Annotated in this window: 17 protein-coding genes; 5 read left to right on the top strand and 12 right to left on the bottom strand. The window is 59.6% G+C overall.

Annotation, left to right across the window (positions count from 1 at the left end):
• Positions 1 to 54: 54 nt before the first annotated feature.
• Together gltB and JK232_RS16510 are read left to right on the top strand one after the other, a co-directional pair.
• Positions 55 to 4,515 (top strand): glutamate synthase large subunit, encoded by a 4,461-nt coding sequence (gene gltB / locus JK232_RS16515; protein WP_072931759.1) that lies wholly within the window; start codon positions 55 to 57, stop codon positions 4,513 to 4,515.
• A 10-nt stretch (positions 4,516 to 4,525) separates the two neighbouring features.
• Positions 4,526 to 5,944, top strand: coding sequence for a glutamate synthase small subunit (locus JK232_RS16510; RefSeq protein ID WP_072931757.1), 1,419 nt, complete (start codon positions 4,526 to 4,528; stop codon positions 5,942 to 5,944).
• A gap of 135 nt (positions 5,945 to 6,079) precedes the next feature.
• Here the strand turns inward: JK232_RS16510 and sspB are convergent, their stop codons facing one another.
• The 5 genes from sspB to zapE form a co-directional block, all read right to left on the bottom strand.
• Complete coding sequence (sspB, locus tag JK232_RS16505; protein ID WP_072931755.1) at positions 6,080 to 6,571, bottom strand: ClpXP protease specificity-enhancing factor; 492 nt, start codon at positions 6,569 to 6,571, stop codon at positions 6,080 to 6,082.
• A gap of 5 nt (positions 6,572 to 6,576) precedes the next feature.
• Positions 6,577 to 7,218: a stringent starvation protein SspA gene (gene sspA, locus JK232_RS16500; RefSeq protein WP_072931753.1), complete on the bottom strand. Its 642-nt coding sequence runs from the start codon at positions 7,216 to 7,218 to the stop codon at positions 6,577 to 6,579.
• A gap of 333 nt (positions 7,219 to 7,551) precedes the next feature.
• Positions 7,552 to 7,944, bottom strand: a complete 393-nt coding sequence (gene rpsI, locus JK232_RS16495) for a 30S ribosomal protein S9 (protein ID WP_011091939.1) — start codon at positions 7,942 to 7,944, stop codon at positions 7,552 to 7,554.
• Between the two features lie 15 nt (positions 7,945 to 7,959).
• Positions 7,960 to 8,388, bottom strand: a complete 429-nt coding sequence (gene rplM / locus JK232_RS16490) for a 50S ribosomal protein L13 (RefSeq protein ID WP_072931751.1) — start codon at positions 8,386 to 8,388, stop codon at positions 7,960 to 7,962.
• Between the two features lie 263 nt (positions 8,389 to 8,651).
• On the bottom strand, positions 8,652 to 9,767 hold the full coding sequence (zapE, locus tag JK232_RS16485) for a cell division protein ZapE (protein ID WP_101828786.1): 1,116 nt from the start codon (positions 9,765 to 9,767) through the stop codon (positions 8,652 to 8,654).
• A 236-nt stretch (positions 9,768 to 10,003) separates the two neighbouring features.
• Here zapE and zapG point away from each other — a divergent pair, with 236 nt between their 5' ends.
• The 3 genes from zapG (at position 10,004) to degS (ending at position 13,140) form a co-directional block, all read left to right on the top strand.
• Complete coding sequence (zapG, locus tag JK232_RS16480; protein WP_072931747.1) at positions 10,004 to 10,405, top strand: Z-ring associated protein ZapG; 402 nt, start codon at positions 10,004 to 10,006, stop codon at positions 10,403 to 10,405.
• A 213-nt stretch (positions 10,406 to 10,618) separates the two neighbouring features.
• A complete protein-coding gene (gene degQ, locus JK232_RS16475) occupies positions 10,619 to 11,983 on the top strand; it encodes a serine endoprotease DegQ (RefSeq protein ID WP_072931735.1) in 1,365 nt (454 codons plus the stop codon).
• An 89-nt stretch (positions 11,984 to 12,072) separates the two neighbouring features.
• Positions 12,073 to 13,140 carry an outer membrane-stress sensor serine endopeptidase DegS gene (gene degS, locus JK232_RS16470; protein ID WP_072931733.1) on the top strand — a complete coding sequence of 356 codons (1,068 nt, stop codon included), beginning with the start codon at positions 12,073 to 12,075 and terminating at the stop codon, positions 13,138 to 13,140.
• A gap of 86 nt (positions 13,141 to 13,226) precedes the next feature.
• Here the strand turns inward: degS and murA are convergent, their stop codons facing one another.
• From murA to mlaF, 7 genes are all read right to left on the bottom strand, one after another.
• Positions 13,227 to 14,492 (bottom strand): UDP-N-acetylglucosamine 1-carboxyvinyltransferase, encoded by a 1,266-nt coding sequence (gene murA / locus JK232_RS16465; RefSeq protein ID WP_072931731.1) that lies wholly within the window; start codon positions 14,490 to 14,492, stop codon positions 13,227 to 13,229.
• A gap of 67 nt (positions 14,493 to 14,559) precedes the next feature.
• Entirely contained in the window at positions 14,560 to 14,814 is a 255-nt protein-coding gene (gene ibaG / locus JK232_RS16460; RefSeq protein WP_072931729.1) for a BolA family iron metabolism protein IbaG, read from the bottom strand.
• A 147-nt stretch (positions 14,815 to 14,961) separates the two neighbouring features.
• Complete coding sequence (gene mlaB, locus JK232_RS16455; protein ID WP_072931727.1) at positions 14,962 to 15,270, bottom strand: lipid asymmetry maintenance protein MlaB; 309 nt, start codon at positions 15,268 to 15,270, stop codon at positions 14,962 to 14,964.
• Positions 15,270 to 15,899, bottom strand: coding sequence for a phospholipid-binding protein MlaC (gene mlaC, locus JK232_RS16450; RefSeq protein ID WP_072931725.1), 630 nt, complete (start codon positions 15,897 to 15,899; stop codon positions 15,270 to 15,272). The genes mlaB and mlaC overlap by 1 nt, the downstream gene beginning before the upstream one ends.
• 12 nt (positions 15,900 to 15,911) lie before the next feature.
• Complete coding sequence (gene mlaD / locus JK232_RS16445; protein ID WP_072931723.1) at positions 15,912 to 16,448, bottom strand: outer membrane lipid asymmetry maintenance protein MlaD; 537 nt, start codon at positions 16,446 to 16,448, stop codon at positions 15,912 to 15,914.
• A gap of 2 nt (positions 16,449 to 16,450) precedes the next feature.
• Positions 16,451 to 17,233: a lipid asymmetry maintenance ABC transporter permease subunit MlaE gene (gene mlaE / locus JK232_RS16440; RefSeq protein WP_072931721.1), complete on the bottom strand. Its 783-nt coding sequence runs from the start codon at positions 17,231 to 17,233 to the stop codon at positions 16,451 to 16,453.
• Positions 17,234 to 17,249: 16 nt separating this feature from the next.
• Positions 17,250 to 18,053 (bottom strand): phospholipid ABC transporter ATP-binding protein MlaF, encoded by an 804-nt coding sequence (gene mlaF / locus JK232_RS16435; protein WP_072931719.1) that lies wholly within the window; start codon positions 18,051 to 18,053, stop codon positions 17,250 to 17,252.
• Between the last annotated feature and the right edge of the window lie 182 nt (positions 18,054 to 18,235).

Raw genomic sequence — 18,235 nt, 5'->3', positions numbered from 1 at the left:
TGCCCCTTGCCGTCGGCAGTCAAGAGTCACGTAGAGCCTGGGGAGGTTCCTGATATGTTGTACGATGCATCCCAAGAGAGGGATAACTGTGGTTTCGGCCTGATCGCCCACATAGAAGGCGAACCTAGCCACAAGGTGGTACGCACCGCCATTCACGCACTGGCGCGTATGCAACACCGTGGTGCAATTCTTGCCGACGGCAAAACCGGTGACGGCTGTGGCCTGCTGCTGCAAAAGCCGGACCGCTTTTACCGCATGGTGGCCGAAGAGCGTGGCTGGCGTCTGGCCAAGAACTACGCCGTAGGCATGATGTTCCTCAGCAAAAACGAGGACGACGCCCGCGCGAGCCGCCGCATTGTGGAAGAGGAACTGCAAAACGAGACCCTGTCGGTGGTGGGCTGGCGCGACGTGCCGACCAACCCGGACGTGCTCGGCGAGATTGCCCTCTCCTCCCTGCCCCGTATTGAGCAGATCTTTGTGAATGCCCCGGCCGGCTGGCGTCCGCGTGATATGGAGCGCCGCCTCTATATGGCCCGCCGCCGGATTGAAAAGCGCATTCAGGACAACGAATTCTACGTGTGCAGCCTGTCGAACCTGGTGACGATCTATAAAGGGTTGTGCATGCCGGCCGACTTGCCGCGCTTCTATCTGGATCTGGCTGACCTGCGGATGGAATCGGCAATCTGCCTGTTCCACCAGCGCTTCTCCACCAACACCGTGCCGCGCTGGAAGCTCGCGCAGCCGTTCCGCTACCTGGCGCATAACGGCGAGATCAACACCATTGCCGGTAACCGCCAATGGGCGCGTGCGCGCGGCTATAAATTCAAGACCCCGCTGATCCCTGACCTGCAGGATGCCGCGCCGTTCGTCAACGAGAGCGGTTCCGACTCCAGCTCGCTCGACAACATGCTGGAACTGTTCCTGAGCGGCGGGATGGACCTGGTGCGCGCCATGCGCCTGCTGGTGCCGCCTGCCTGGCAGCAGAACCCGGACATGGACAGCGACCTGCGCGCGTTCTTTGACTTCAACTCCATGCACATGGAGCCGTGGGACGGCCCGGCCGGTATCGTGCTCTCTGACGGGCGCTACGCAGCCTGTAACCTCGACCGTAACGGCCTGCGCCCGGCGCGCTATGTCATCACCAAAGACAAGCTGATCACCTGTGCCTCGGAAGTCGGCATCTGGGATTACCAGCCGGACGAAGTGATTGAAAAAGGGCGCGTCGGCCCCGGCGAGCTGATGGTGATCGACACCCGCAGCGGCCGCATTCTGCACTCGGCAGAAACCGACAATGACCTGAAAAGCCGCCACCCCTATAAAGAGTGGATGGAGAAAAACGTCAAACGCCTGGTGCCGTTCGAAGATCTGCCGGAAGATCAGGTAGGCCGCCGCGAGCTGGACGATGCGCAGCTGGAAACCTACCAGAAGCAGTTCGGCTACAGCAGTGAAGAACTGGACCAGATTATCCGCGTGCTGGGCGAGAACGGCCAGGAAGCGGTCGGGTCGATGGGCGATGATACGCCGTTCGCCGTGCTCTCCAGCCGCCCGCGTGTGATCTATGACTATTTCCGCCAGCAGTTCGCGCAGGTAACCAACCCGCCGATTGACCCGCTGCGTGAAGCGCATGTGATGTCACTGGCGACCAGCATCGGCCGTGAAATGAACGTCTTCTTTGAAGCGGAAGGCCAGTCCCACCGCCTGAGCTTCAAGTCGCCGATTCTGCTCTACTCGGACTTCACCCAGCTGACGTCGCTGGAAGGTGAATACTATCGCGCCGAAACGCTGGACCTGACCTACAACCCGGCGGTACAGGATCTGGAAAGCATGATCCGTGACCTGTGCGACCAGGCGGAACATAAAGTGCGTGACGGTGCGGTGCTGCTGGTGCTCTCTGACCGCGCCATCGCCCCGGACCGCCTGCCGGTACCGGCCCCGATGGCTGTGGGTGCCATCCAGACGCGTCTGGTGGAGAAGAACCTGCGCTGTGACGCCAACCTGATTGTGGAAACGGCCAGCGCCCGCGACCCGCACCACTTTGCCGTGCTGCTCGGGTTCGGTGCCACCGCGATCTACCCGTACCTGGCTTACGAGACGCTGGCGAAGCTGGTGGACTCACGCGCCATCGACAAGAAATACCGCGAAGTGATGCTGAACTACCGCAACGGCATCAACAAGGGGCTGTACAAGATCATGTCCAAAATGGGCATCTCGACCGTCGCCTCTTACCGCTGTTCCAAACTGTTTGAAGCGGTCGGCCTGCACCGTGAGCTGAGCGACCTCTGCTTCCAGGGCGTGGTCAGCCGCATCGGCGGGGCCAACTTCAGCGATTTTGAACAAGATCTGCAAAACCTGGCCAAGCGCGCCTGGCTGAAGCGTAAGCCGCTGGATCAGGGCGGGCTGCTGAAGTTCGTGTACGGCGGCGAGTACCACATGTACAACCCGGACGTGGTGCGCACCCTGCAAAATGCCGTGCATACCGGCGAGTACAGCGACTACCAGCAATACGCGAAGCTGGTGAACGAGCGCCCGGCGTCGACATTGCGCGATCTGCTGGCGATCAAACCATCGGGTGAGCCGATCACGCTGGATCAGGTCGAGCCGGCAGAGAATCTCTACAAACGCTTTGATACCGCGGCGATGTCCATCGGCGCGCTCAGCCCGGAGGCCCATGAGTCCCTGGCGGAAGCGATGAACAGCCTCGGCGGCTTCTCCAACTCCGGCGAAGGCGGCGAAGACCCGGCGCGTTACGGCACCAATAAAGTCTCCCGCATCAAGCAGGTGGCCTCAGGCCGCTTCGGCGTGACGCCTGCCTACCTGGTCAATGCCGACGTCATCCAGGTGAAAGTGGCGCAAGGCGCGAAGCCGGGTGAAGGCGGCCAGTTGCCGGGCGACAAAGTCACGCCGTACATCGCCAAGCTGCGTTATTCGGTGCCGGGCGTGACGCTGATCTCCCCGCCGCCGCACCACGATATCTATTCGATCGAGGATCTGGCCCAGCTGATCTTTGACCTGAAACAGGTCAACCCGAAGGCACTGATTTCGGTGAAGCTGGTGTCTGAGCCGGGTGTCGGCACCATTGCCGTGGGCGTGGCGAAAGCCTATGCCGATTTGATCACCATCGCCGGGTATGACGGCGGCACCGGTGCCAGCCCGCTGTCATCGGTGAAGTATGCCGGTTGCCCGTGGGAACTGGGGCTGGTGGAAACGCAACAGGCGCTGGTGGCCAACGGCCTGCGCCACAAAATCCGCCTGCAGGTGGATGGCGGCCTGAAAACCGGCGTGGACATCATTAAAGCCGCGATCCTGGGGGCAGAGAGCTTCGGCTTCGGCACCGGCCCGATGGTCGCGCTGGGCTGCAAATACCTGCGTATCTGCCACCTGAACAACTGTGCGACCGGTGTGGCGACTCAGGATGACAAACTGCGCCGCGATCACTACCACGGCCTGCCGCTGCGCGTGACGAACTATTTCCACTTCATCGCACGGGAAACGCGTGAAATCATGGCATCACTGGGCGTCAGCCGCCTGGTTGACCTGATTGGCCGCACCGACCTGCTGGAGGAGCTGGAAGGCTTCACCGCCAAGCAGAATAAGTTGGACCTGGCCCCGATGCTGAAAACTGCCCAGCCGCATCCGGGCAAGGCGCTTTACTGCACCGAAAGCAGCAACCCGCCGTTTGATCCGGGCCTGCTGAACAAAGCGCTGCTGGAACAGGCCGCGCCGTACGTGGAAAAACGCCAGAGCAAGACGTTCTACTTCGACATCCGTAACACCGATCGCTCAGTGGGCGCGCTGCTCTCCGGGGCGATTGCTGAGAAGCACGGCGACCAGGGCATGGCCTCGGATCCGATCACCGCTCACTTCTCCGGTACCGCCGGCCAGAGCTTCGGCGTCTGGAATGCGGGTGGCGTGGATCTGATGCTGACCGGCGACGCCAACGACTACGTCGGCAAAGGCATGGCCGGCGGCCGGATCTCGGTGCGCCCGCCGGTGGGTTCCGCGTTCCGCAGCCATGAAGCGAGCATCATCGGTAACACCTGCCTGTATGGTGCGACCGGCGGCAAACTGTTCGCGGCAGGCCGGGCGGGTGAACGCTTCGCCGTGCGTAACTCCGGGGCCATCACCGTGGTGGAAGGCATCGGTGACAACGGCTGTGAATACATGACCGGCGGCATCGTGTGCGTGCTCGGGAAAACCGGCGTCAACTTCGGCGCAGGCATGACCGGCGGCTTCGCCTACGTGCTGGACGAAGATGGCGAGTTCCGCAAACGCGTCAACCCGGAGCTGGTCGAGATTTTGGATGTGGATCAGCTGGCTATCCATGAAGAACACCTGCGCGGCCTGATTACGGAACATGTGCAACTGACCGGCTCCAGCCGCGGCGAAGAAATGCTCGCCAACTGGCCGGTGTGGTCTGCGAAGTTCGCCCTGGTGAAACCGAAGTCCAGTGATGTCAAAGCATTGTTGGGTCACCGCAGTCGTTCCGCAGCTGAGCTGCGGGTACAAGCGCAGTAAGAGGTTTTCGATGAGTCAAAACGTTTATCAATTTATCGATTTGCAGCGCGTTGATCCGCCAAAGAAAGCGCTGAAGATTCGGAAAATTGAGTTTGTAGAAATTTATGAGCCGTTTTCTGATACCCAGGCCCAGTCGCAGGCCGATCGCTGCATCGCGTGTGGTAACCCTTATTGCGAATGGAAGTGCCCGGTTCATAACTATATTCCGAACTGGCTGAAGCTGGCGAACGAAGGCCGCATTATGGAAGCGGCAGACCTCGCCCACCAGACCAACAGCCTGCCGGAAGTGTGCGGGCGCGTCTGCCCGCAGGATCGCCTGTGCGAAGGCTCCTGCACGCTGAACGATGAGTTCGGCGCGGTGACCATCGGTAACATCGAGCGCTACATCAACGATAAAGCGATCGAGATGGGCTGGCGGCCGGATATGTCCCACGTTAAACCCACCGGCAAGCGCGTAGCGATTGTCGGTGCCGGCCCGGCCGGGCTGGCCTGTGCAGACGTGCTGACGCGCAACGGGGTGAAGGCAGTGGTGTATGACCGTCATCCGGAGATCGGTGGTTTGCTGACGTTCGGCATCCCGGCGTTCAAACTGGAAAAATCGGTGATGACCACCCGCCGCGAGATTTTCACCGGCATGGGCATTGAGTTCCAGCTGAATACTGAAGTCGGCAAAGACATCACCATGGACGCTTTGCTGGCAGAGTACGACGCGGTGTTCCTCGGCGTCGGGACGTATCAGTCCATGCGCGGCGGGCTGGAAAATGAGGATTCGCCGGGCGTGTACGATGCGCTGCCGTTCCTGATTGCCAATACCAAGCAGCTGATGGGCTTTGAAGCACAGCCGGACGAGCCTTACATCAACATGGAAGGCAAACGCGTGGTGGTGCTGGGCGGCGGCGATACGGCGATGGACTGCGTGCGCACCTCCATCCGCCAGGGTGCGTTGCACGTGACCTGTGCCTACCGCCGTGACGAAGAGAACATGCCCGGTTCGCGCCGCGAAGTGAAAAACGCGCGTGAAGAGGGTGTGGAGTTCAAATTCAATGTGCAGCCGCTGAGCATTGTGCTGGACAGCCAGGGCCGGGTGTGCGGCGTGAAGATGGTGCGTACCCAACTGGGCGCGGCCGATGCGGCCGGGCGCCGCCGGGCTGAAATCGTGCCGGGCTCTGAGCATACAATGGATGCCGACGCCGTGGTGATGGCCTTTGGTTTCCGCCCGCACAGCATGGAATGGCTGGCGGCGCACGATGTGGAGCTGGATAACCAGGGCCGCATCGTGGCACCGGAAGCGGTCGAAAACGCCTTCCAGACCAGCAACCCGAAAATCTTCGCCGGTGGCGATGCGGTACGCGGCTCTGACCTGGTGGTCACGGCGATTGCCGAAGGCCGGAAAGCGGCAGACGGCATCATGAACTACCTGGAAGTGTAAGCGGCGTCTCTTACCGCGCACTCCACCGAAAGGGGCCTTCACGGCCCCTTTTTTATTGCCGTCCTGCCAGACATAAAACGTCGCGCCATAAAAAAAGCCCCGCCGGAGCGGGGCTTTTTGATGCGGTATGAAGGGTTACTTCACGACCCGCAGGGCCGGGCGGCCGCCACGTGGCGGTTGCGGCGGTTCGTCATCCGAATCATTGCTGTTATCGGGACGATCGCCGTCAATCACGGACATGGTAGGCTCTGGCGCGGCGCCCTCTTCCCCAGGCGCCTCAAACATGCCTTCTTCTTCGTAGGCAGGCTCCGGCTCGAACATGGTACCGGCCCCGTTTTCACGGGCGTAAATCGCCAACACAGCGGCAATCGGAACATTCACCTGACGCGGCACACCCCCGAAGCGGGCATTGAAACGGACGTCGTCCGTGCCCAACTCCAGATTCCCTACCGCGCGCGGTGCAATGTTCAGCACGATTTGGCCGTCACGGGCAAACTCCATCGGTACCATAACACCTGGGCGCGTGACATCCACCACCAGGTGCGGCGTCAGCTGGTTGTCGAGCAACCAGTCATAGAACGCACGCAACAGGTACGGACGACGCGGAGACATGTGCGACATCTCCATCTGAATTAACCCCGAGTATGTAAACGCATTTCGCGTTCAGCTTCAGTCAGCGACGCCAGGAAGGCATCACGTTCAAAGACGCGGGTCATGTACCCTTTCAGCTCTTTGGAGCCGGCGCCGGTAAGCTCAATGCCCAGTTGCGGCAGACGCCACAACAGCGGTGCCAGGTAGCAATCTACCAGGCTGAATTCATCACTTAAGAAGAAAGGCTTCAACGTAAAGACCGGCGCGATTTCAATCAGCGCTTCACGGAGCTGTTTACGGGCTGCTTCTGCTTCCTGGCCGCTGCTCTGTTCGATTTTGTACATCAGCGAATACCAGTCTTTCTCGATGCGGCGCATCCACAGGCGGCTTTCGCCACGCGCAACCGGGTAAACCGGCATCAGCGGCGGGTGTGGGAAACGCTCATCCAGGTATTCCATGATGATGCGGGATTCATACAGCGTCAGTTCACGATCAACCAGCGTTGGTACAGATTGATAAGGGTTGAGGTCAATCAGATCCTGCGGCAGATTTCCCATATCTACCTGCTCGATCTCGACACTGACACCTTTCTCCGCCAGTACGATACGTACTTGATGGCTAAAGATGTCGGTCGGGCCAGAGAACAGCGTCATTACCGAACGTTTGTTGGCAGCGACAGCCATGTAAACCTCCAAGTTTATCTAGAAAACAGTGCGAATAGCCAACGATCAGGCTGCTATCCTGAATCATGCATCGCCAGCCAGCAGCCTCGCAGACCAGCCTGAAGAACAGGCGATCCTCAGGGCAAAGAACCAACAAAACTGCTCGGCGCTCGGGCGCAAAAGTGTTGTTAGTTTACCAGATTTTGCCTGTTTTGTGGCGGGGCAACGGTGATTTCAGCGTGAATTGTATGTCATCCGGCAAATAAGGAGAGCAACGGCCGGATTGCGGGCATAAAAAAACCCGGTGAGACACCGGGTTTTTGACGTTGTTTCCGCTGCGTGAGCAGCCAGAAATTAACGCTTGGAGAACTGAGGACGACGACGTGCTTTACGCAGGCCGACTTTCTTACGTTCAACCTGACGGGCGTCACGGGTAACGAAGCCAGCTTTACGCAGCTCCCCACGCAGAGACTCGTCATATTCCATCAGTGCACGGGTGATACCGTGACGGATAGCACCAGCTTGACCGGAGATACCACCACCTTTAACGGTGATGTACAGGTCAAATTTGCCAACCATGTCGACCAGTTCCAGCGGCTGACGAACTACCATGCGGGCAGTTTCGCGACCGAAGTACTGTTCCAGGCTACGCTGGTTAATTACGATGTTACCACTGCCCGGCTTGATGAAAACGCGAGCGGCGGAGCTTTTGCGGCGACCAGTGCCGTAGTATTGATTTTCAGCCATTGCCTATAATCCCGATTAAATGTCAAGAACTTGCGGTTGCTGTGCCGCGTGATTGTGCTCGTTACCCGCGTAAACTTTCAGTTTACGGTACATAGCACGACCCAGCGGGCCCTTCGGCAGCATGCCTTTAACCGCGATCTCAATCACACGCTCAGGACGGCGGGCAATCATCTCTTCAAAGGTCGCTTGTTTGATACCACCGATGTGGCCGGTGTGATGGTAATAAATCTTGTCATTACGCTTGTTGCCGGTTACAGCAACTTTCTCAGCGTTCAGAACGATGATGTAATCACCGGTATCAACGTGCGGAGTGTATTCCGCTTTATGCTTGCCACGCAGACGGCGAGCCAGTTCAGTGGCCAGGCGACCCAAGGTCTTGCCGCTTGCGTCAACTACGAACCAGTCACGCTGTACTGTTTCCGGTTTAGCTGTAAAAGTTTTCATTAAAAGCTTACCCAATTTAAGTTACACGTTGGCGAACACCCAAACGCTTAATTAACAGTGTTGGAGGTTCACACGACCATCAAGTCCAGCAAACCTACCCCTTCGAATAGCCTATGCCGGCACTAATAAAGTTTCGGGAAAAAAACTTTGTTGTAACGTGGGGTCGCAAGATTATAGAGAAGTCACCTGCAAAGATCGACTGCTTTTTTGGCGTAAATGCATAAATTCTGCCCGCTGTCCGGCAGGCAGAGAAAAGGCCGCGATCAGGGCAGATGCGGCAGGCGCAGGTACTCCTCGCTCTGCATCTCCTGCAGGCGCGACAGGCAGCGCTGGTACTCAAATTTCAGCCGGTCGCCGCGGTAGATGTCATGCATCCCGGCGTCGGCGGACACCACCAGTTTGACGTGGCGCTCATAGAACTCATCCACCAGCGCCAGGAAGCGGCGGGCGGCGTTTTCGTTGTGGCTGTCCATCACCCGCACATTGTGCACCAGCACCGTGTGGTAGAGCGTCGAGAGCGCGATGTAATCGTGCTGGCTGCGCGCCTCTTCACACAGGGTGTGGAAGTCGATCGCCACCACGCCTTCTGCCTCCGTCAGCACCGGCAACGGGCGGTGGTTAATCTCCAGCACCCGGCCGGGCTCCCCCGGTTTGCCGGCCAGCCGCGCAAACATGCTGCCGAGCTGGTCTTCTGCCGCCGGCCCCAGCGGCGAGATCCAGAGGTTGGCCTGGGTCAGGGTGCGCAGGCGGTAGTCGATGCCGGCATCCACGTTCATCACCTGGCAATGGGCGTTGATGAGGTCAATCGCCGGCAGGAAGCGCTGGCGTTGCAGGCCGTTGCGGTAGAGCTGGTCCGGCGGAATGTTGGACGTGGCGATAAGCGTGATGCCGCGCGCAAACAGCGCCTGCAACAGGGTCGCCAGCAGCATGGCGTCGGTAATGTCAGAGACGAAAAACTCATCGAAGCAGAGCACATCGGTGTCAGCCTTGAAGCGGTCCGCCACTGTCTCCAGCGGGTTCTCCTGCCCCTGCAACTGCGTGAGCTGCTCATGCACCCGCAGCATAAACCGGTGGAAGTGCAGCCGCATTTTCCGCTCACCCGGCAGGCTGTGGAAAAACATGTCCATCAGCCAGGTTTTGCCGCGCCCCACACCGCCCCACATATACAGCCCCTGCACCGGCGCTTGCGGAGCCGGTTTTTTGCCCATCAGCCGGGCGAACAGGCCGCCGGACGCACGCGGTGCCTCCGGTTTTTGCGCAATCAGCGCATGGTAGATGGCATCAAGTTGCGTGACGGCCTGACGCTGCACGTCATCCGGTTGGTAATCCCCGGCGTCCAGCGCCTGGTGATAGCGTGCAAGGGGCGTAATGGATTGCATGTTTTTCGACGTTCCGTGAGAAAAAAGTTATCGGTGTTTCGCCGCGCTTCGGAGCCTGATCCCCCCGATTTCGCCGCAGTTGCCTGCTGTGTTGCTTATGAAAAATTCGCCTTCCCTCAGGTTCAGACCCGTCAGGATTCCACTGAGACAAGGTTAACGGTTATAGTGAGCATTATTAAGTGAAAAAGTTAAGTGAAAAAGCCCTACTGGACAACGAGAGTAACATAGGAGTCATTATGACCTGGGAGTATGCACTTATTGGTTTAGTCGTCGGCCTGATTATCGGCGCGCTGGCGATGCGTTTCGGCAACCGTAAATTGCGGCAACAACAGGTACTGCAAACGGAACTGGAAAAAAGCAAAACCGAGCTGGAAGAGTACCGCCAGGAGCTGGTCAGCCACTTCGCCCGCAGTGCGGAACTGCTGGACAACATGGCAACTGACTATCGCCAGCTCTATCAGCACATGGCGAAAAGCTCCAACAACCTGCTGCCGGACATGCCGACGCAGGATAACCCGTTCCGTTACCGCCTGACGGAAGCCGAAGCAGATAACGACCAGGCACCGGTCGAGATGCCGCGCGACTACTCCGACAGCGCCTCCGGCCTGTTGCGGGGTGACCGCACGCGCCGTAACTGATTCGCTGCACGCCGGCAGCCCCCTGCTGCCGGCCTCACCTTTCCTCACAGCCCGTCAATTTCGCACGTCAGACATGACAACCGAAAATCAGTCCCTTATTGTTAAAAGATACCCTGTTGAGCGCGCAGGTGTGTTGCCGCTACGACATCATCGCGCAACAGGTTATTGTCTTTTCTTAGCGTTTTTTGCCGCAGGTTGCGGGAGAGCCCACCGATGAAGATAAAATTACTAGCCAGTGCCCTGAGCCTCGCCCTTGGCCTCGGCCTGTCCATGCCGCAGGCGGGTGCGTCTGCATTGCCGGTCGAAGTTGACGGGCAGCCGCTGCCGAGCCTGGCCCCGATGCTGGCGAAAACCTTGCCGGCGGTGGTCAGCGTGCATGTGTATGGCACGCAGGTTGAGCATCAGCGCCTGCCGGAAGAGTACAAATATTTCTTTGGCCCGAATGGCCCCTCAGACAACGAGAGCATCACCCCGTTTGAAGGGCTGGGCTCCGGCGTGATTATTGACGCCGCCAAAGGCTATGTGCTGACCAATAACCATGTGATCAACAATGCAGAAAAGATCCAGGTGCAGCTTAACGATGGGCGCGAATATGACGCCAAACTGCTCGGCAAGGATGAGCAGAGCGATATTGCCCTGCTGCAACTGAAAGACCCGAAAAACCTGACGGCCATCCGCATGGCGGATTCCGACCAGTTGCGGGTCGGGGATTTTGCCATCGCCGTCGGTAACCCGTTCGGCCTCGGCCAGACCGCGACCTCAGGCATTATCTCTGCACTCGGGCGCAGCGGCCTGAACCTTGAGGGGCTGGAGAACTTTATCCAGACCGATGCCTCGATTAACCGCGGCAACTCCGGCGGCGCGCTGATTAACCTGAACGGCGAACTGATCGGCATCAACACCGCGATCCTGGCGCCGGGCGGCGGCAGCATCGGCATCGGTTTCGCCATTCCCAGCAACATGGCGCAGAATCTCAGCAAACAGCTGATTGAGTTCGGGGAAGTGAAACGCGGTATGCTCGGCATCAAAGGCAGTGAGATGAATGCCGATATGGCCAAAGCCTTTAATCTTGATGCCCAGCGCGGGGCGTTTGTTAACGAAGTGCTGCCGGACTCCGCCGCCGCCAAAGCCGGTATCAAAGCGGGTGATGTGCTGGTGTCGCTGAATGGCCGGACCATCGAGAGTTTCGCGGAACTGCGCGCCAAAGTGGGCACCACCGGGCCGGGCAAAACCGTCCGCATCGGCCTGTTGCGTGCCGGCAAGCCGATGGACGTCAACGTGACGCTGCAAACCAGCACGGAGATCGCCTCTGCCCTGCCGCTCTCGCCCGCCTTGCAGGGCGCCGCGATGAGCGACGGCACGACCCAGGCCGGTGACAAAGGCATCACGCTGGTGAGTGTGGAACCCTCCTCCCCGGCGGCGGCCATCGGCCTGCAAAAGGGCGATGTGATCATTGGCGTGAACCGTGAGCGCACCCGTACGCTGTCGGAATTGCGCAAAGTGCTGGACGCCAAACCGCAGCTGGTGGCGCTGAATGTGGTGCGCGGCAACGACAATATCTATTTGTTGCTGCGATAATTTCCGTTAAAAGTGGGCACGGCGCGCTGCCGTGCCCTAAAACTTCATGCTATCCTCGCCCCCATCCGACCCCCTGATGACCTGAGCCGATGCTTGCTAAGTTACTGCGTTCTATTGTGTTGGGCTTAATTGTTGCCGGCATTTTGCTGTTCGCCTTGCCGGCCTTGCGGCTGCCGATGGCCGAATCCCTGTTTCCGGCGCAATTCAGCGGCGATGATGAGCAACCCCTCAGCTACAACCAGGGGGTGCGCCACGCTGCCCCGGCGGTGGTCAATGTCTATAACCGCAGTATGGGCACGTCGTCCCGCAATGAGCTGGAGATCCGTACCCTCGGCTCCGGCGTGATCATGAATGACAAAGGCTACATCCTGACCAACAAGCATGTGATCAACGATGCCGAGCAAATCATTGTGGCGTTGCAGGATGGCCGGGTGTTTGAGGCGCTGCTGGTTGGCTCAGACAGCCTGACCGATCTGGCAGTACTGAAAATTGACGCCGCGGCCCTGCCGGTGATCCCGATCAATACCCACCGCATCCCGCGCGTCGGCGATGTGGTGATGGCGATCGGCAACCCCTATAACCTCGGCCAGACGATTACCCAGGGCATCATCAGCGCCACCGGGCGCATCGGCCTCAGCCCGTCCGGGCGGCAGAACTTCCTGCAAACCGACGCCTCCATCAACCGCGGCAACTCCGGCGGCGCGCTGGTGAATACGCTGGGCGAGCTGGTCGGCATCAACACCCTGTCGTTCGACAAAAGCAACGACGGCGAAACGCCGGAAGGCATCGGCTTCGCCATCCCGACCGCGCTGGCCACCAAAGTCATGGAGAAACTGATCCGCGACGGCCGGGTGATCCGGGGCTATATCGGCATCGGCGGCCGGGAAATCAGCCCGATGCACACGCCGAACAGCGGGCTGGATCGCATTCAGGGTATTGTGGTGAATGAAGTGACGCCGGGCGGCCCGGCGGCCAAAGCAGGGATGCAGGTCAATGACGTGATTGTGAGCCTGAACCACAAACCGGCCATCTCCGCGATTGAAACCATGGATCAGGTTGCGGAAATCCGCCCCGGCTCCGTGATCCCGGTGGAGATTATGCGTAACGGCCACAAACAGACGCTGCAGGTCACGATTCAGGAGTACCCGTCCCAGTAAGCGCGGGCGCGCCCTCTACGCGGACCCATAAAAAAAGCCGGCCAGGTTTCCCTGAGCCGGCTTTTTTATCGCCGTCTGGCGGAGGCTTACGCCTGCTCGCCGCTGATGCGTTCGATGTTGGCACCCAGCGCGCGCAGTTTGTCTTCAATGCGCTCATAGCCGCGGTCGATGTGGTAGATGCGATCCACCACCGTGGTGCCTTCCGCGATGCACCCTGCCAGCACCAGGCTGGCGGAGGCGCGCAGATCGGTCGCCATCACCTGGGCACCCGAGAGCTGGGCAACGCCGTGGCAGATCACGGTGTTGCTTTCGATTTCCGCGTGTGCGCCCATGCGGATCAGCTCCGGCACATGCATGAAGCGGTTTTCGAAGATGGTTTCCGTGATGACGCCGGTGCCTTCGGCCACCAGGTTCAGCAGGCTGAATTGCGCCTGCATGTCAGTCGGGAAGCCTGGGTGCGGCGCGGTGCGGATGTTAACGCCTTTCGGGCGCTGGCCGTGCATGTCCAGGCTTATCCAGTCTTCGCCGACTTCGATATCCGCCCCGGCTTCGCGCAGTTTCGCCAGCACGGCGTCCAGCGTGTCCGGGCGGGTTTCACGGCAGACCACTTTGCCGCCGGAGATCGCCGCCGCCACCAGGAAGGTGCCGGTTTCGATGCGGTCAGGCAGCACACGGTAAACGCCGCCGCCCAGGCGCTCAACGCCCTGGATGGTGATCTTGTCAGTGCCTGCGCCGGTGATTTTCGCGCCCATCGCGTTCAGGAAGCCCGCCGTATCGACGATTTCCGGCTCACGCGCGGCGTTTTCAATAATGGTGGTGCCTTCTGCCAGCGTTGCGGCACTCATGATGGTGACGGTCGCGCCGACGCTGACCTTGTCCATCACGATATGCGCGCCCTTCAGGCGGCCGTTCACCGAGGCTTTCACATAGCCCTCTTCCAGCTTGATCTCTGCACCCAGCTGTTCCAGGCCGGTGATGTGCAGGTCAACCGGGCGCGCGCCGATGGCGCAACCGCCCGGCAATGAGACCTGGCCGCGGCCGAAACGGGCCACCAGCGGGCCAAGCGCCCAGATGGACGCCCGCATGGTTTTCACCAGCTCATAAGGCGCGGTGAACTCGTTCACGCCGCTGGCATCCACAAACACCGACCCGTTGCGCTCAATTTTGGTGCCGAGCTGGCTCAGCAGCTTCAGGGTGGTGTCGATGTCTTTCAGGTGCGGAACGTTCTGGATCTCCACCGGCTCTTCAGCCAGCAGGGCAGCGAACAGGATCGGCAAGGCAGCGTTTTTGGCCCCGGAGATGGTCACTTCGCCACTCAAACGGGTACGGCCCTGCACACGAAATTTATCCATTATGACAGCTCTCAGTGTTTAACTTTATAAGGATCGCAAAGGGCGGATCGGGCACCGGCGCCCGGCATCAGAAGCCGTTCAGCAGGCGGTCACGCTTCCACTCTTCCGGCGTAAAGGCTTTGATAGACAGGGCATGGATGCGGTTGTCGGCGATGTATTCCATCAGCGGGGCATAGACGCTCTGCTGTTTTTTCACGCGGCTCATCCCGGCGAACTGCTCACCGACCACGATCACCTGAAAATGGCTGCCGTCACCGGTAACATGGGCTTCTTGCAGTGTCAGCGCCTGCATCAGAACATCTTTGATTTCTTGAGTATCCATAGGAGTCGATTCTGTCTAAAAGGGGATCATATCAGCCGACCATCTTAGTTGAATCCGGCGTACTCTTAAACAAAGAAAAAGCCCCTGCAAAGGCTTTCTTACAGGGGCTTTAACGGTATTGTGCTGTAAACCGGCGGAAAAACGCGGCTAAGTCGCCGCGTTAACAGGGATTATCTCATCCAGATTGTAAAGCGTAATCAACGTTTCCAGCCGGTCGGTAATGCCGGTCAGCGTCAGCGGGGTGCCGCGTTTTTCCGCTTCGTCACGCAGATGCACCAGCATCGCCAGGCCGGTGGAGTCCACCCGGTCAAGCTGCGAGAGGTCAAGCACCCGTTTGTCAGCCAGCAACGTGTGGCGCTGCTGCCACAACGGCAGCAGCGTTTCACGGTCAAGATCCCCTTTCAGCACCAGCGTCTGCGGCAGGGATTCCCACTGTAACGGCGAGGCGTCGCTCATCATTTCTGCTGGTCGAGGGTAATCGGCTGGGCGGCCGCGCTTTTCAGGCGGGCGGTCAGGCCGTCAACGCCCTGCTGGCGCAGGATGTCTGCCCACTCGTTCTGCTTGGTGGTGATCATGCTCACCCCTTCGGCGATCATGTCATACGCCTGCCAGTTGCCGGTTTTGCTGTTTTTACGCCATTGGAAATCGAGGCGTACCGGCGGGCGGCCGCCGTTATCCACGATGGTGACGCGGATGGCGATGATGTTCGCATCCCCCAGCGGCTGGTCCGGGGCGATCTGGTAGGTCTGGCCGTGGTAGAGCGCCAGTGCCTGGCCATACGCCTGGGCCAGATAGTCCTCGAATGCCTTGAAGTAGGCTTCACGCTGCGCCGGGGTCGCCTCTTTGTAGTAGCGGCCCAGCACCAGCGCACCGGCATATTTCACCTGCACATAAGGCAGCAATTCCTGACGCACCACCTCACGCAGGTAGTTCGGATCCTGCTTGATTTTCGGCTGCTCGCTTTTCAGGCGGGTAAAGGTTTTCTGCGCCGCCTCTTCCATGACCCGGTACGGGTTGGTTTGATCTACTGCGTTTGCCAGCGGGGCCACCACCAGTAACGCCACCATCAATAAACGTTTAAACATGCAGGTTTCCTCTTAATTGCTGGGCGCGGCCGGGGCAGCAGCCGGAGCTGCCGCCTCTGCGCCCGGTTTGGCGGCGTCATCAGTGCCACCGCTTTTGTACAGGAACTGGCCGATCAGATCTTCCAGCACCATCGCTGATTTCGTGTCCTGGATTGTGCCTCCCTCTTTCAGGATAGCCGTGCCCATGTCCGGGTCCTCAAACCCGACGTTGAGCGCCAGATACTGCTCGCCCAGCAGGCCGGAGGTGCGGATCGCCAGCGAGCTGGTGTCCGGGATCTGGTTATAGGTTTCGTCAATGTCCATCGCCACGCGCGGCGAGTAGCCTTTGTCGAGGGTGATGTCAGCCACCCGGCCAACCACCACGCCGCCGATTTTCACCGGTGAGCTGGCTTTCAGGCCGCCGATGTTGTCAAAGGTGGCGTAGATACGGTACGTCGGCGTAGTGCGCATCGACGTAATATTGGCCACTTTCAGGCAGAGGAATAAGACCGCGCCCAGCGCGATCAACATGAATATCCCAACCCAGATTTCACTCTTTTTCGTTTGCATTATCAGTTCCCAAACATCAGTGCCGTCAGCACAAAATCCAATCCCAGCACCGCCAATGACGAGTGCACCACGGTACGGGTCGTTGCCCGGCTGATCCCTTGTGAGGTCGGTACCGCATCGTACCCGTTGAACAGCGCAATCCAGGTCACGGTAATGGCGAAGACCAGGCTTTTAATCAGGCAGTTCACCAGGTCCTGCCGCCAGTCAACGGCGTTCTGCATCGCTGACCAGAAGAAGCCGCTGTCGATACCTTTCCAGTCCACCCCCACCAGCGAGCCGCCCCAGATACCGACGGCGACGAAAATCGCCGTCAGCAGCGGCATACTGATAAGCCCTGCCCAGAAGCGCGGTGCCACCACCCGCCGCAGCGGGTCGATCGCCATCATCTCCATGCTGGAGAGCTGCTCAGTGGCCTTCATCAGGCCGATTTCCGCCGTCAGGGCAGACCCGGCGCGCCCGGCAAACAGCAGCGCGGTGACCACCGGCCCCAGCTCCCGCAGCAGCGACAGCGCCACCATCATGCCCAGGCTGCTTTCCGCGCTGTACGTGGTGAGGATCAGGTAGCCCTGTAACCCCAGCACCATGCCGATAAACAGCCCCGACACCGCAATGATCAGCAGCGACATCACGCCGACGCTGTAAAGCTGTTTCACCAGCAGCGGCCCATGCTTGCGCGGCTGCGGCACCCCGGCCAGTGCGCCGAACATCATCAGCCCGGCGCGCCCGAAGGAAAGGCACAACGAAATTCCGTGGCGTCCTAATGACGCCAGTGCACGAATAAACATCAGTGTATTGACTCCCTCATCCTAGCAGCCCGGCTTTGTAATCACCGGCAGGGAAACGGAACGGCACCGGCCCGTCGGCAATGCCGTCGAGGAACTGGCGCACACGGGGGTCGGTATTGGCTTGCAGCTCGGCCGGCGTCCCTTCGGCCACCACGTGCTGCTCCGCCACAATATAGGCGTAGTCGGCAATGCTCAGCACTTCCGGCACATCGTGCGACACCACAATGCAGGTGACGCCCAGTGCATGGTTCAGCTCATCAATCAGCTTCACCAACACCCCCATGGTGATCGGGTCCTGGCCGACAAACGGCTCATCGAACATGATAAGCATGGGGTCAAGGGCGATGGCGCGGGCCAGCGCCGCACGCCGGGCCATCCCGCCGGAGAGTTCGGAGGGCATCAGTTTTGCTGCCCCGCGCAGCCCGACGGCCTCCAGTTTCATCATCACTGTGGTGTGCAGCAGTTCCGGCGGAAGCTGGCTGTGCTCACGTAATGGGAAAGCCACGTTTTCATACACATTGAGATCGGTAAACAGCGCCCCGGACTGGAACAGCATGCTCATTTTCTTGCGTGTTGCGTAGAGTTTGCGCCGTGAGAGCGTGGGGATGTTCTCCCCATCAAACCAGATCTCACCCTCGTCAGGCGCGAGCTGCCCGCCAATCAGGCGCAGCAGCGTGGTTTTACCAATACCGGAGGGGCCCATGATGGCGGTGACTTTGCCGCGCGGCACCGTCATATTGATTTTTTCGAAGATGGGGCGATCGCCGCGCACAAAACTGATGCCTTTGATCTCCACCAGATTCGATGCCTTCTGGTTCATTCTTGCGGTCCCTTTTGGGGTCTGTTTCGCCGAGACGATACCCCTGATGTTAAAGCAAAGGCGCCAGCGCGCCGTATTTTTACAAAACCTTACTGCGGTTCCCGCTACACTTGCCCTACGTTTTACTTTTATGGCCTGCAGGGTCAAAATTAGCGGATAAATCTTAGCGTTATCGCCGGTGC

The organism is Nissabacter archeti (assembly GCF_018257325.1).
Classification (GTDB): domain Bacteria; phylum Pseudomonadota; class Gammaproteobacteria; order Enterobacterales; family Enterobacteriaceae; genus Chimaeribacter; species Chimaeribacter arupi.
This window is presented reverse-complemented; position numbering and strand designations above follow the sequence as displayed.